The organism is Mesorhizobium sp. M0184 (genome assembly GCF_040322215.1).
In the GTDB taxonomy this organism is placed as follows: Bacteria; Pseudomonadota; Alphaproteobacteria; order Rhizobiales; family Rhizobiaceae; genus Mesorhizobium.
This window is the reverse complement of record NZ_JAMYSZ010000005.1, coordinates 26,069-39,652: the sequence shown is the minus strand read 5'-3', so window position 1 is coordinate 39,652 and position 13,584 is coordinate 26,069. Positions and strand designations below refer to the sequence as shown.

Sequence of the window (13,584 nt, the reverse complement as noted above, 5' to 3'; positions counted from 1 at the left end):
AAGCACCCGATCCGGCGATCGTTCGTATTCTTCCTGGTCCCCGATTTCACCATGATCGCCTTCGCGACGGCGCTCGATCCGTTGCGTTCGGCCAACCGCATGCTCGGCTATGAAGCCTATCGCTGGCGGCTCGCCAGCATCGACGGCAAGCCGGTGCGCGCCTCGAACGGCGTCGAATGCGCCGTCAACACCTCGCTGGAGGAAGAGCGCAAGAAAATGTCCGGACCGGACCGGCCGAACATGGCCATCGTCTGCAGCGGCATCAATGTCGAGCGCTACCAGAACAAATCGGCCTTTGCCTGGTTGCGCGAGGAGTACAATCGCGGCGTTGCCGTCGGCGGCCTGTGCACCGGCGCGCATATCCTGGCCGCCGCAGGCCTGCTGTCCAACAAGCGCTGCGCCATCCATTGGGAGAACCTGCCGGGCTTTTCCGAGGCGTTCCCCAAGGCCAATGTCTTCGCCGACCTCTTCGAGATCGACCAGAACATCTACACCTGCGCCGGCGGCACCGCCGCGCTCGACATGATGCTGAAGCTGATCGGCGACGATTTCGACGAAAGCCTCGTCAACCGCGTCTGCGAGCAGGTGCTGACTGATCGCGTGCGCAGCCCGACCGACCGCCAGCGCCTGCCGCTGCGCGCCCGCCTTGGCGTGCAGAATTCCAAGGTTCTGACCATTATCGAGCTGATGGAAGCCAATCTCTCCGAGCCGCTCTCGCTGATCGAGGTCGCTGACCATGTCGACCTGTCGCGCCGGCAGATTGAGCGCCTGTTCCGCACCGAGATGGGGCGCTCCCCTGCCCGTTACTATCTGGAGATCCGCCTCGACCGCGCCCGGCACCTGCTGATCCAGTCGTCGTTGCCGGTGGTCGAAGTGGCGGTCGCCTGCGGCTTTGTTTCCGCCTCGCATTTCTCCAAATGCTATCGCGAGTTGTACGCCCGCTCGCCGCAACAGGAACGCGTCGACCGCAAGCAGCTTCTGGCGGCTTGATCCAGCACGTTTCGCGGGCGCGGCCGAAATTGTCATGACATTGTCTGGCGAAATGTGACCGGCGCAGCTTTCATCTCGACGCCGAAAAATGGGTCGCGTTCATGGCAGCGCTCGACGCGCCAACGCGTGATCTCCCCCGCCTCAAGCGCCTATTGAACGAACCAAGCATCTTTTCCGGTCGCGATCCAGCGTGAGCGAATTCCAGATCGAGAAACTGGCCCGCAAGCATTTGCTGGACATGTTCGACTGCGGTGAAGAACCGCTCAATCACTTTCTCGTACGCTATGCATTCCAAAACCAGCAAGCCAATGCTTCGCAGACCTACATTGGTCTCTCTGGCGAAGATGTGATCGGCTTTTATACCCTGGTCGTTGATGAAGTTAAATATGAGGGTGCGCCCGAGCGATCGACGAAAGGGCTCGCACGCCATCCGGTGCCTGCAATGCTGCTGGCGCGTCTTGCGGTCGGTCTGGACTGGCAAGGCAAAGGCGTCGGCGGCGGACTGTTGCGCGATGCCGTCCTGCGCAGTTTGCAGGCGGCCGATATTGCAGGTATCCGCGCGGTCGTCGTCCACGCCAAGAACGACGGCGCCCGCACGTTTTACGAGCGCTACGGATTCGCGCAATCGCCGACGGACCCGCTGCATCTTTACGTGCTTATCAAGGACTTACGAAGTCTCTGAGCCGTTCAGGCGCCTTGCTGACCCGACTATATCTGCGCCGTGCGCATCGCCTCGACGCGGATATCTTCTGTCAGCCGCGCCTTCAGTGCCGAAAACTCCGGGCTGGTCTTCAGCGTGTAGTGGCGCGGATGCGGCAGGTCGACGGCAACGTCCGATTTGATGCAGCCCGGCCGTGCCGTCATCACGACCACGCGCGACGCCATGAAGATCGCCTCCTCGATGTCGTGGGTGACGAACAGCACCGTTTTTTGCCGGCGCTCCCAGATGCCGAGAAGCAGTTCCTGCATCAGCCCGCGGGTCTGGTTGTCGAGTGCGCCGAACGGCTCGTCGAGCAGCAGGATCTCCGGATCGTTGGCCAGTGCCCGGGCAATCGCGGTGCGCTGCTGCATGCCGCCGGAAAGCTGCTTCGGCCAATGGTTTTCAAAACCTCTCAGCCCGACGAGATCGACGTAAGAAGCGACGATTTCGCTGCGCTCGTGCTCGGCCATTCCACGTTCGCGCAGGCCGAAGGCGATGTTCTCGGCGACCGTCAGCCACGGAAACAGCGTATAGGACTGGAAAACCATGCCGCGGTCTGGACCGGGCCGGTCCACCACCCTGCCGTCGAGCAGAACACGTCCCCCACTCGGCGCTTCGAGGCCGGCGACGATCCTGAGCAGCGTCGACTTTCCACAGCCGGATGGCCCCAGGATGGTGATGAAGTCGTTGGCGGCGACCGCCAGATCGATCGGCATCAGCGCCTTGACCGGCTGCCCACCGCCGACACCGGCGAAGGTGCGCGAGACGCCTTCGATGAGCAGCTTGCTCACGCCAGGCTCCATGGAAACAGCCAACGGTTGAGCGCCTTGAAGGCGAAATCGGACAACAGCCCGATCAGGCCGATGACGATGATGCCGAAGATGATCTGCCCTGTCGCCAGCCGCGACTGGCTGTTGATGATCATGTAGCCGATGCCCGACGACGAGCCGATCAGCTCGGCGACGATGACATAGGTCCAGGCCCAGCCGAGCACCAGCCGCAGGGTCTCGGCAATCTCCGGCGCATTGGCCGGCATGATCACGCGCCGCACGATGCCGTTGTCGGACGAGCCAAGCGTGTAGGCCGCCTCGACCAGGTCGCGCCGTGTGCCGCCGACCTTGACCGCGATGATCAGGATGATCTGGAACACCGAGCCGACGAAGATCACCAGCAGTTTTTCGAGCTCGCCAACGCCCGCCCACAGTATGAGCAGCGGGATGAAGGCCGATGCCGGCAGATAGCGGGCGAAGGAGACGAACGGCTCCAGGAACGCCTCCACGGGCTTCCAGGCACCCATCACGATGCCGAGCGGCACGGCAACGATGGCCGCCATCAGGAACCCGCCGAAGACGCGCCAGATGGTGATAAGGATGTCGAGCCAGAAGCGGTCCTCGACCAGCAGCCGCCAACCGTCTCTCACCATCGACAGCGGATCGGCAAGGAAAATGCGATTGACGTGGCCGCCAAGCGTGATCCACGCCCAGAACGCCACGAACAGCACGAAGAACGAAATGCCGAGCACGGTTCGAATGCCCGGCGAGACCGGATGCAAGGGGCGCGGCATCTTCGACCGTCCTCTGATCTGAATGAAAAAGCGGCGGCGCACGCGCCGCCGCCGGGCGACAATCCTGCCGGTTAGTCGGCGACGGCGCTGGTGTCGGCCAATGTCGAGACGTCAGGCGCTTCCTTGATCAAACCCATCTGCAGCAGAAGCTCGCCGGCGGTCTTGGAAAAGTCCTGGAATTCCTTGGTGAAGAACTGCTTGTTTTCAGCCTTGTCGGCCCATTTCAGGTATTTGGCCGACTCTTCGAATTCCTTGGCCGACTGCTTCACGTCGGCACCCATCGTCTCATAGGATTTCGCCGGATCGCTCTTGATCAGGTCGAGTGCCTCGAAATAGCTGTCGGCAAGCGCCTTGCCCGCATCCGGATTGGCCTTGAGGAACTCCGGCGTGCAGCCGACCGTATCGAGCACCATCGGATAGTCGAGAGTGGTCACAAGGATATGGCCCTGGTCGGACTTTTCGCGCACCGCCGAGATGAACGGCTCATAGGTGACCGCCGCATCGTTCTGGCCGGCGAGAAACGCCTGCGCCGCCGCATCCGGCTCCAGGTTAACGACCGTCACGTCCTTGGTCGACATGCCGTTCTTGTTGAGCACCCAGGCCAGCATGAAATAGGGCGAGGTGCCCGGCGCCGAAGACGCGACCGACTTACCTTTGAGATCGGCGACGGTCTTTATGTCGTTGCGGGCGACGATGCCGTCGGCGCCGTAGGATTTGTCGAGCTGGAATATCTGCTTGGTGGTCACGCCATTGGCGTTCCAGACCAGCCAGGTCTCGACCGTGGTGGCGGCGCATTGCAGGTCGCCGCTGGCGATGGCGAGCGGCCGGCTGGCTTGCGGCACCTTCTTCAAGGTGACGTCGAGGCCGTGCTTTTCGAAGATGCCGGCCTGCTTGGCGAGCGTCAGCGGCGCAAAGCCGGTCCATCCACTGATGCCGATGCTGACCGATGTGGCGGCCATCGCCGGCGCGGACAATCCGACGGCAAGCGTCAAGCTTGCGGCAAGAATTCCGATCCTGTTCATGTCGGTTCCCCTTTTATGTGTTCGGATGGGGAATTGTGTCACAGACGCCCGCAGGCTTGTCAATGAAGCAGATGCTGCACTGCGGTATGTCACCATCGACAGCAAACTCCGCCATCAGCGGCTGTTGTACATCCAGCTGCGGTCGCGCCACATTTTTTCGCCGACCAGGCAGTCGGTGACGGGGATGTCCTGTGCCAGCACCAATGGCGGATGCGCCGCCCCTTCCGCCGCTCGCTGCGGCGAGGCCGGACCGGCAAGCTCCAGCACCAGCTTGCGGCGGATGGCCTCCGGAAACTGCGTCCAGTCATTGACCGGGATCATGAAGGAGCCCGGCCCGCCGATGACGCAGTCGCTGTAGTAGCGGTCGAGATTGTTGACATCGTAAGCGCTGCTGAACCCGCCCCTGGTCATCAGCGGCAGGCCGTTGACGGTGATGCCTTGCTTGATCACGGCGTCGCGGGTGATATCGACAGGTGCGCCCTGGTTGTTGGGGCCGTCACCCGAAATGTCGATCACCCGCTTGACGCCCTGGAAGCCGCTTTCAGCAAAGAGATCGCTGGCGAATTCCAGCGCGCCGGAGATCGAGGTGCGCCTGGCACTGGCCGGCGGATGAGCGGAAAGCTGCGCTGCCAGCCGCTCGGCGTCGGCACGATTGGCGATCACCGTCCACGGCACGACGACCTGCTGCCAGGTCGCGCCAGCCCATTCGACATAGGTGACGGCAATCTTGCCATGAGCGCCTTCGCCGATTGCCTGCAGGACATCGTCATGCGTCAGCGCCGCCGCATAGCCATGACGCTGGATTTCGAGCTCGTCCGGCGACATGGACAGCGAAACGTCGACTGCCAGCACCAGTTCGACGTCGACCGGCTCGGCGGCGCGGGAGTTTGCAGTCAGCCATAGCACCGACGCCAGCGCGGCGGCACCCGAGACGAGATGTCTTGCACGGGCAAAACCAGACATGCCGCACGGTAAGCGAAAATCGCCGATCGACAAAGAGAAAAGCCTGGTGGAGAGCCGGGCTCATTCGGTCACATTTTTGCGAACCGCCGGAAAACGAATTTCATTTGTGGATGCGGTGCCCGCCCCGTCCCCGCCACTCCACGGCCTTCTCGACATCCGTCTCGGAGGATGGGTCCGGCTTCGGTTTTCTAGCACCGACCCCGCGCGCTGCCCTCCAGTTCGGCTTGAATGACGGCGGAAGCCACAACAGAATACCTGCAACCGCGGCAGGCAAGATGATCGCAAAACGCAGAATTGAAAGTACGATGCCGCAGATGCCGACGATCTGCGCGGCCCGGCGGACGCCGAAGCGTCTCAGGAACAAATGTCTTGCAATCACGCCGCCATCCAGATCGTAGGCGGGCAGGATGTTGAGAACGATAAGTGACACGTTCAACAATGCGCCAATCCAAAGCGTCCATTCCAGAGGACCGGCCGACCTTGACGGCAGCCACCCGAATGGCGTTTCGGGCGCAACTGGGATGAGTTCTCCAAAAACCAGATAAAAGGCCGCATCGAAAAACGCGGCGAGCGCGACGTTCGCCAGGGGACCCGCTATCGCAATCCGCGCCCAGGCAGGCGATGGCGCTGCGGCGCGTTTGAAACGCGTGAGCCCGCCGAAGAGATATAATTCTATCCTGTCGGTGGCGACGCCTTGTCGGCGTCCGATCCAGGCGTGTGCCAGTTCGTGCAGAAATATCGACGCAAACAGAAGCGCTGCAAAGATAGAGGTATGGATCAGTGCATCCTTGGGTCGGCTCGCCCACTCGTTCAGGAAGGGCAGCACAATGGGAATTGCGAAGGTCCAGCTGACGCGAACCGGGATATTCCGGTTCAGCTGAAACACTAGCGCATCGTTTTTTCTGTCCCAGCCGATCCGCCGCAAAGGCACCCCCCAATCGCAGCGCGACGGTAAGCGAGAATCATCGCTCCACAAAGCGAAAAGCCCGACGATGAATCGGGCTTCTGCATTCAGGTCCTGCTGGCACTGCTCTGCTTGCCTGTGTGGAGAATCGGCAGGCAAGCAACGCTTAGCTGCGCGGATTGAGGTTCTCCGGGTCGTAGAGCGGCCTGTAGCCGACGGCGGCCACTTCGACCGGGTACTTCTCGCCGAAATATTCGACGCTCAGCTTGCGGCCCTCCTGGCAATACGCCCAGGGCAGGTAGGCGAGCGCGATGTTCTTGCCGAGGGTCGGACCATAGGCCACCGAGGTCGTGAAGGAGCGGCGGCCGAGCTCGTCGACGAGCGTCTCACCGGTTTGCGGGTCCACCACCGGCATCGTGCCGACCGGATAGCGGGGAACACCATTCGAATCTGTATTGTCCGTCATGATAAGCGTGCAAAGCATGGCCGGCTGATGCACCCGGGCGCGATATTCCAGATGCTTTGCCTTGCCGCAGAAATCGGCCTCCTTGACTTTCGGACGGGCAAGGTCGGCTTCCAGCAGATTGTATTCGGTCAAGAGGTCCGCATTCTGCAGGCGCAGGCTCTTCTCCATGCGGCGGCTGTTGGCATAGGTCTCGACGCCAAAGGCCATCACGCCGGTCGACCGCAGCGCGTCCCAGACAGCCAGGCCGTCCTCGTAGCGCATATGCAGTTCCCAGCCTTGCTCGCCGACATAGGAGATGCGGAAGGCGGTCACGTCCTTGCCGGCGATCCTGACGGGCTTGATCGCGGCAAAGGGAAAATTCTCAGACGTCAGTCCGTCGCGGTTTTCCACGACCTCGCCCAATGTTGCCCGCGCGTTCGGACCCCAGATGCCGACGGTCACATATTTCTCGGTCACATCGGTGACGGTAACGTCGAAGCCTTTGTCCTCTGCCGTCCGGCGCATGTACTGGAAGTCGCGCGGCCCGGCATCAGCGCCGTCGATGACGCGGCAGCGGTCGGCCATGCGGATGACGGTCAGGTCGGCGCGCACCATGCCTTCCTCGTCGAGGAAATGGGTATAGATGCCCTTGCCGATATTGCCGTCACCGCCGATCTTTGCCGCGCACAGCCATTCCATCAGCGCGACATGGTCCGGGCCTTCCACGTCGTACATGGCGAAATGCGACAGGTTGACGATGCCGCAATCCTCGCTCATCGCGAGATGCTCGGCGTTCGAGACGCGCCAGAAGTGGCGGTTATCCCATTCGTTTTGGCGCACCGGCACCCGGTTGCCGTATTTCTCGAGCAGATGCTCGTTGGCGGCGTAGCCGTGGGCGCGCTCCCAGCCGCCGAGCTCCATGAAATAACCGCCGAGTTCCTTTTCGCGCTCCCAGAAGGGCGAGCGGCGGACATTGCGGGCCTTGGAGAAGGGCTCGCGCGGATGCACCGCCGGGTTGTAGACCTTCATCGCCGTTTCGGTGCAGCGGTCCCAGATGAACTGTTCTTTCGTCTGGTGCGGATAGAAGCGCGAATAGTCGATGGCGTGGTGGTCGATCGCCGTGCGGCCGTCCGTCATCCAGTCGGCGATGAGCTTGCCCATGCCGGGGCCGTCCTTGACCCAGATGGCCACGGTATACCAGAGGCCCCTGACCTTCTGGCTTTCGCCCATCGAGGGGCCGCCGTCCGCCGTCACCTGCAATAGGCCGTTGAAGGAATGGCTCTCATTGTAGCCCAGCTCGCCCAGGATCGGCGTCAGTTCCATGGCGCGCTCGAGCGGCGCCAGGATTTGTTCCATGTCGAGATCGCGTTGCGACGGCGAAAGCCGTGCCTGGTTTTTCTCGAGAATATCGCGCGGATGGCAAAGGCGCGGATTGGTCTCTTCGTAATAACCCCATTCGATCTGCCCGCCTTCGGCGGTCTTGGGGTCGCCGGTATCGCGCATGTAAGCCGAGTTGCCCTGGTCGCGCAGCAGCGGCCAGCCGATCTCTTTGCCGGTGCCGGCGAACTCGGTGTACGGCCCGAAGAAGGTAAGCGGATGGTCAATCGGCATGACTGGCAGGTCCTCGCCCGCCATTTCCGCGATCAGCCGTCCCCAGATGCCGGTGCAGACCACGACATAGTCGGCCTCGATGGTGCCGCGGTCGGTCACCACGCCCTTGATGCGGCCGTTCTCGATGACGAGCGACCTGGCCGACGTATTGGCAAACGCCCTGAGTTTGCCGGAAGCTTCCGCCTGGTCGACAAGCTTGCCGGCGACGGTCTGCGAGCGCGGGATGACGAGGCCGGCGTCGGGGTCCCACAGGCCGCCCTGTACCATCTGTTCTTCGATCAGCGGGAATTTTTCCTTGATCTCGGCGGGATCGATCAGGCGGGCGCGTGTGCCGAAGGCCTTCGCCGAGGCGATCTTGCGCTTGATCTCCGCCATGCGGGCGTCGTCGCCGACGCGGGCAACCTCGAGGCCGCCGATGCGCGCATAGTGACCCATCTTTTCGTAGAAATCGATGGAGTAGAGCGTCGTCCAGCACGACAGGAAGTCATGGCTGGTCGTGTAGCAGAAATCGGAAGCGTGTGCCGTCGAGCCGATATCGGTCGGGATGCCCGATTTGTCGATGCCGACAATATCGTCCCATCCGCGCTCGATCAGGTGATGGGCGACCGATGCGCCGACGATGCCGCCCAGCCCGACGATGACGACCTTCGCCTTTTCCGGAAACCCTGCCATTGCCCGCGACTCCAAGATGCTATTGCGAGCAGACTATAGGGCGGCGCGGCGCCGCGCTTGCAGCCTGTTTGCGACATCGCCAAAAAAGCCCGCGCCACCAGCCCGTCGAATGCAGTTAGACCTACGCCTTCGCCCTGCTCGGTATGAAGGCGCTGCTAGAGCCCGTCCTGCGCAGCTTCGAAGAAAAGTGCATACCTTCATCGCCGATTACCGGAAGCAAATAAAAGGCCGGGCGTTTGCCCGGCCTTCAAAAATCAGGCGTCGACTTTACTTGATGCGCGCGACGCCGCCCGAGATCTCAATCGTCTCCGAACCGGTCAGCGCCTCGAGGTCGCCATTCGGCAAGGTAACAAAACAGCCGCTCGGGCAAAATTCCACGGTTTCGCCAGCGGCCAGCGCCAGCTCGGTCTTGCCGCCGCCTTCCGTCACGATCAGCGTGCGGGTCTCGGCGTCCTTGTTGACCGCGCTGGCGGCATGGGCCGAACCGCCCACGGCCAGAAAAGCGACGGCGGCGACGAGAGACTTCCACATTTTGTAGTATCGGTGTTGCCACCGCCTCTGTTGCATTTCGCAAGGCATTCTCGCCGTTTGCAGGTGAGCTTATATGCAATGCAAGCTGAACGGCAACTGAATGCCGCATTCATGCCGCAATTGGTTTCCGAAGGCTTGAAGGCAAGCTCCAAACAGCTAGTCAGGATCGGGCTTCCGCACCTTGCGTGCTGATTTGGCGAGACGTTTCGCCTCGACCGCCGCCAAGGCTTTTGCTTGTTCCCGCTCGGCGAATTCGACTTCGATCTTGTCGTCGTCGATCGGCCACGCTTCGTGCTTCTTGGTCTCGACGACGGCGCGCGGCGTCGACGGAATTTCGATATGCTGGTCGGCGAACACATCGAAGATTGCAAAGCGGATGTCGTTCTGGACGATATTGCCACTAAGAACGTCTGCCAGGAACACGCGAATCTCGAATTCGAGCGCGGCCGGGCCGAAATTGGAAAACAGCACGAAGGGTTCGGGGTTTTTCAGCACCAGCGGATGACTGCGCGCGATCTCCAACAGGACGCCATGCACGTGCTTGATGTCGCTGCCATAGGCAACGCCGACCTTGATATCGATGCGGCCGAGCTTGTTGCGGTGTGTCCAGTTGCCGACCGCATTGTTGATCAGGTTTGAATTGGGCAGGATCACCGACTGCCGCTGGAACGTTTCGATCTCGGTGGCGCGCACGCTGATCTTCTTGACGGTGCCGCTGATGTCACCGGCAACGATCCAGTCGCCGACCTTGAACGGCCGCTCGGCCAAAAGGATCAGGCCCGAGACGAAGTTGGAGACGACATTCTGCAGGCCGAAACCGATGCCGAGAGACAGGGCGCCTGCGACCAACGCGAGATTGGAGAGGTCGATACCGGCCGCCGAGATGCCGACCAGTGCCGCGACCGCGACGCCGGCATAGCCGACCGCCAGCCGGATCGAATTGCGCACACCGGTGTCGACCCGGCCGCGCGCCATCACCGAACCGTCGAGCCAGCCCTGGAACCAGCGCGTCAGGAAATAGCCGATGATGAAGACGACGACGCCGGTGAGGATGCCGGTGACCGAGATCGTCACCGAGCCGATGGTGAGGCCCGTCGCCAGCTTGTAGGCCCAGGCCTGGATGTCGCCGGGCTGGAAGCCCCACATCAACAGGATCAGCGGCAGGAACACCAGCACGATCATGATGTTTATGGCGGCGCTGACGACAAGCCCGAGCTGGTCGAGCGCGGTCTCTTCGTAGCTTGAATTGGCCGCTAGCCAGCGCCCGATTGAAGTGTTGGCGAAACCACCTTCCATGCCGATCGCCCGCGCCGACAGGAAGCCGATATAGGCGGTGACCAGGATAGTGCCGGTAACCACGACCTGCACCGAGACGAAAATAGCAAGGCCGATAAAGCCGAGCAGCGCCGACGCTATGGTGAATAGCCCTAGCGCGACGGCGGTGTAGCGCAGCCATGCCGGCCACGGGCGCCAGCTCCCGTCGGCAGCCTTGAACGGCTTCAGCAGCCCCATCAGGATCAGGATGACGCCGACGCTGATGGTGGCGACAAAGCTTCTGGCGATGGTCAGCGATAGCGGCGAGCCCATCTTGTCGTTGACGACCGACAGGAAATAATTGATGCCGATGGCGACGGCCATGGCAGTCGTCAGCCGCACCAGCCAGCGCGCCGGGCCGGTTTCGACAGGGATCAGACGCCAGTTCGGCAATCGCGGTTCCAGCGCCGCATTGGTCAGCCGGTTGACGCAGAACACCACCGCGATAACGGCAACCAGCGAATTCAGGAAGATGCCGATGTCGCCGCGCAAGACATTGTAATAATTGAAGAAGAAGACCGTCGAGATAAGGAAGGCGCCAACCGCCAGCGACGGCAGCAATGTCGACCAGAACGCCACCGACAGGCGGCTGAGATAGGATGGATCTTCGACGGAAGGATCGGCTTCGAAGACGCGGCCGAACAGGCGCCGCCCGCCGACAAAAAGCACAGCGGCCAGCGCAAGCGCCATCAACGTCGCGGCAAGAATTGCCTGGAACTTGAACTTGAAGGCGAAGCTCAGCCAGGACGACACCGCCTTGTAGAAACTGGTAAATTCGTCGTTGGCGTCGGAAATGACCTCCGGGCTCAATGCATCGGACAGCACGTAGCGCTTGGTGAGCTGATTGCGGAACAGCTCGCTGCGCATGTTGCCGATCTTCTCGATCAGCCCGCTGATGCGGATCGACAGGTTCTGCGCGCTGGCAATGACGGCGTTAATCTCGGCTTTTTCGGAAGCCAGCGCCTGGCGTTCACCGGTCACGATGTCGGGCTCGGCCGGCTGGCCCGCGGCCGGCGGAGGTCCCAGCGTCTCGATCCGATCGTTGATATCGCCGAGACGCGAGCGGAACGCCAGCGCGCTGGTGAGCGCCGCCCGCGACAGATCCTCCAATTGCAGGCGGATTTCCACCAGGGTGGCATCGTCTTGGCCGTCCTGCTGTATCTTCTTCTCGAGATCGTCGGTTTTGGCCGTCAGGCTCTGGATGACCTTCTGCTGGTCTGTGACCAGCCCGGCGGCACCCTGCCCGAGCGCCTGCGCCATCGCGTCGAACGACGGCGGCGCCGAGACAACAAGTGCAGCGATCAGGACCAGGCGGAGTAAACGAAAGAACATGATTTTTTTGGCGACTCGCGGGCGGCAGAGGCAGTTTTGAAGCACGTCCTTGATAAAGACGCTCATATCACGGGGCAAGTCATGCCAGGCGGCTCGTTTTCGAAGTCCGCCAATCGAAGTCGGCCAATCCAGTCGAAGTCGGCCAATCCAGTCGAAGTCGGCCAATCCGGTCGAAGTCGGGGAGTCGAAAAGCGATGGCGCAATCTTGGCTTTGCGTTGGCGGCCTGCTCTATAGTCTGCCGCAAAGCCTGAAATGGATGACAATAAGAATGGCGGAATATTCGGCCTTTTCGCTTCTCAAGAACGCGCTGACCGGAAACAAGGACTGGAAGCCGGCCTGGCGCAAGCCCGACCCGAAGGCGTCCTACGACGTGATCGTCATCGGCGGCGGCGGCCATGGCCTGTCGACCGCTTACTATCTCGCCAAGGAGCACGGCATCACCAATGTCGCGGTGCTGGAGAAGGGCTGGCTCGGTTCCGGCAATGTCGGCCGCAACACCACGGCGGTCCGTTCCAACTATCTCTTGCCGGCCAACACGCGCTTTTACGAGCATTCGATGAAGCTGTGGGAGAACCTGGCCCATGACCTCAACTACAACGTAATGTTCTCGCAGCGCGGCTGCCTGAACCTCGCCCACACACCTGCTCAGCTCGACGACTATGCCCGGCGCGGCAACGCCATGCGCCATCTCGGCGTTGACGCCGAACTGATGACCACGGCCGAAATCGCGCGCCTGGTGCCGGCGCTCGACGTCTCAGCCACGGCGCGTTTCCCGATCGTCGGTGGCCTGATGCAGCGGCGCGCCGGCACCGCCCGCCACGACGCCGTCGCGTGGGGCTATGCGCGCGGCGCAGATCGCCGCGGCGTCGACATCATCGAAAATTGCGAGGTCACCGGCTTCCTGCGCGACGGCGACCGCATCACCGGCGTCACGACAACGCGCGGCGAAATCCGCGCAAAAAAGGTAGCGGTCGCGGTTGCCGGCAGCACCGGGCGGGTCATGCGGCTTGCCGGCATCGAGACGATGCCGATCGAGAGCCATGTGCTGCAGGCCTTCGTCACGGAATCGCTAAAGCCGTTCATCGATACGGTCCTGACCTTCGGCATGGGCCATTTCTATATGTCGCAATCGGACAAGGGCGGCCTTGTCTATGGCGGCGATCTCGACGGCTACAACAGCTACGCCCAACGCGGCAGCCTGCCGATCGTCGATGAGGTGATGAGCGAGATGCTGGCGCTGTTCCCTGGGCTGGCCCGTGTCCGCATGCTGCGCTCATGGGGCGGCGTCTGCGACATGTCGATGGACGGCTCGCCAATCATCACCACCGGTCCGCTGCCGGGCATGTATCTCAACTGCGGCTGGTGCTATGGCGGCTTCAAGGCGACGCCGGCTTCCGGCTGGTGCTTTGCCTGGACCATTGCCAAGGACGAGCCGCACGGTCTCAACGCGGCCTTCACGCTCGACCGCTTCTACCGTGGCCTGGTGATCGACGACAAGGGCCAGGGCGCCACGCCCCGGCTGCATTAGGTTAGAG

At 62.1% G+C, this 13,584-nt stretch carries 12 protein-coding genes; 4 read left to right on the top strand and 8 right to left on the bottom strand.

The window, feature by feature from the left end:
* Nucleotides 1–51 precede the first annotated feature (51 nt).
* The 3 genes from NKJ23_RS08495 to NKJ23_RS08485 are packed head-to-tail and all read left to right on the top strand — an operon-like array spanning nt 52 to nt 1,672.
* Nucleotides 52–990, top strand: a complete 939-nt coding sequence (locus NKJ23_RS08495) for a GlxA family transcriptional regulator (RefSeq protein ID WP_348625928.1) — start codon at nt 52–54, stop codon at nt 988–990.
* 44 nt (nt 991–1,034) lie between these two features.
* Nucleotides 1,035–1,184: a type II toxin -antitoxin system TacA 1-like antitoxin gene (locus NKJ23_RS08490; protein WP_352680148.1), complete on the top strand. Its 150-nt coding sequence runs from the start codon at nt 1,035–1,037 to the stop codon at nt 1,182–1,184.
* A complete protein-coding gene (locus tag NKJ23_RS08485) occupies nt 1,181–1,672 on the top strand; it encodes a GNAT family N-acetyltransferase (protein ID WP_352679952.1) in 492 nt (163 codons plus the stop codon). Before NKJ23_RS08490 ends, NKJ23_RS08485 begins: the two co-directional genes overlap by 4 nt.
* A gap of 26 nt (nt 1,673–1,698) precedes the next feature.
* On the opposite strand, the gene NKJ23_RS08480 is transcribed toward NKJ23_RS08485, so the two are convergent.
* From NKJ23_RS08480 to NKJ23_RS08445, 8 genes are all read right to left on the bottom strand, one after another.
* Nucleotides 1,699–2,481, bottom strand: coding sequence for an ABC transporter ATP-binding protein (locus NKJ23_RS08480; protein ID WP_352679950.1), 783 nt, complete (start codon nt 2,479–2,481; stop codon nt 1,699–1,701).
* Nucleotides 2,478–3,254 (bottom strand): ABC transporter permease, encoded by a 777-nt coding sequence (locus NKJ23_RS08475; protein WP_023676527.1) that lies wholly within the window; start codon nt 3,252–3,254, stop codon nt 2,478–2,480. The genes NKJ23_RS08480 and NKJ23_RS08475 overlap by 4 nt, the downstream gene beginning before the upstream one ends.
* 71 nt (nt 3,255–3,325) lie before the next feature.
* Entirely contained in the window at nt 3,326–4,276 is a 951-nt protein-coding gene (locus NKJ23_RS08470) for an ABC transporter substrate-binding protein (protein ID WP_352452114.1), read from the bottom strand.
* Between the two features lie 114 nt (nt 4,277–4,390).
* Nucleotides 4,391–5,239 (bottom strand): DUF1194 domain-containing protein, encoded by an 849-nt coding sequence (locus tag NKJ23_RS08465; RefSeq protein ID WP_352679947.1) that lies wholly within the window; start codon nt 5,237–5,239, stop codon nt 4,391–4,393.
* 100 nt (nt 5,240–5,339) lie between these two features.
* Nucleotides 5,340–6,302 (bottom strand): site-2 protease family protein, encoded by a 963-nt coding sequence (locus NKJ23_RS08460; RefSeq protein WP_352679944.1) that lies wholly within the window; start codon nt 6,300–6,302, stop codon nt 5,340–5,342.
* A gap of 7 nt (nt 6,303–6,309) precedes the next feature.
* Nucleotides 6,310–8,871 (bottom strand): GcvT family protein, encoded by a 2,562-nt coding sequence (locus NKJ23_RS08455; protein WP_352679941.1) that lies wholly within the window; start codon nt 8,869–8,871, stop codon nt 6,310–6,312.
* Between the two features lie 267 nt (nt 8,872–9,138).
* Nucleotides 9,139–9,402: a hypothetical protein gene (locus NKJ23_RS08450; RefSeq protein ID WP_352452117.1), complete on the bottom strand. Its 264-nt coding sequence runs from the start codon at nt 9,400–9,402 to the stop codon at nt 9,139–9,141.
* Nucleotides 9,403–9,558: 156 nt separating this feature from the next.
* Complete coding sequence (locus NKJ23_RS08445) at nt 9,559–12,048, bottom strand: mechanosensitive ion channel family protein (RefSeq protein ID WP_352679938.1); 2,490 nt, start codon at nt 12,046–12,048, stop codon at nt 9,559–9,561.
* Between the two features lie 269 nt (nt 12,049–12,317).
* Between NKJ23_RS08445 and NKJ23_RS08440 the strand changes: the two genes are divergently transcribed.
* Nucleotides 12,318–13,577, top strand: coding sequence for a sarcosine oxidase subunit beta (locus NKJ23_RS08440; protein WP_352680147.1), 1,260 nt, complete (start codon nt 12,318–12,320; stop codon nt 13,575–13,577).
* The last annotated feature ends 7 nt before the right edge of the window (nt 13,578–13,584 follow it).

Bases quoted from the DNA above. Each gene is read 5' to 3' on its own strand.
- NKJ23_RS08495 (WP_348625928.1), top strand. From the start codon at position 52: ATGATCGCCTTCGCGACGGCGCTCGATCCGTTGCGTTCGGCCAACCGC.
- NKJ23_RS08475 (WP_023676527.1), bottom strand. From the start codon at position 3,254: ATGCCGCGCCCCTTGCATCCGGTCTCGCCGGGCATTCGAACCGTGCTC.
- NKJ23_RS08470 (WP_352452114.1), bottom strand. From the start codon at position 4,276: ATGAACAGGATCGGAATTCTTGCCGCAAGCTTGACGCTTGCCGTCGGA.
- NKJ23_RS08465 (WP_352679947.1), bottom strand. From the start codon at position 5,239: ATGTCTGGTTTTGCCCGTGCAAGACATCTCGTCTCGGGTGCCGCCGCG.
- NKJ23_RS08455 (WP_352679941.1), bottom strand. From the start codon at position 8,871: ATGGCAGGGTTTCCGGAAAAGGCGAAGGTCGTCATCGTCGGGCTGGGC.
- NKJ23_RS08450 (WP_352452117.1), bottom strand. From the start codon at position 9,402: ATGTGGAAGTCTCTCGTCGCCGCCGTCGCTTTTCTGGCCGTGGGCGGT.
- NKJ23_RS08445 (WP_352679938.1), bottom strand. From the start codon at position 12,048: ATGTTCTTTCGTTTACTCCGCCTGGTCCTGATCGCTGCACTTGTTGTC.
- NKJ23_RS08440 (WP_352680147.1), top strand. From the start codon at position 12,318: ATGGCGGAATATTCGGCCTTTTCGCTTCTCAAGAACGCGCTGACCGGA.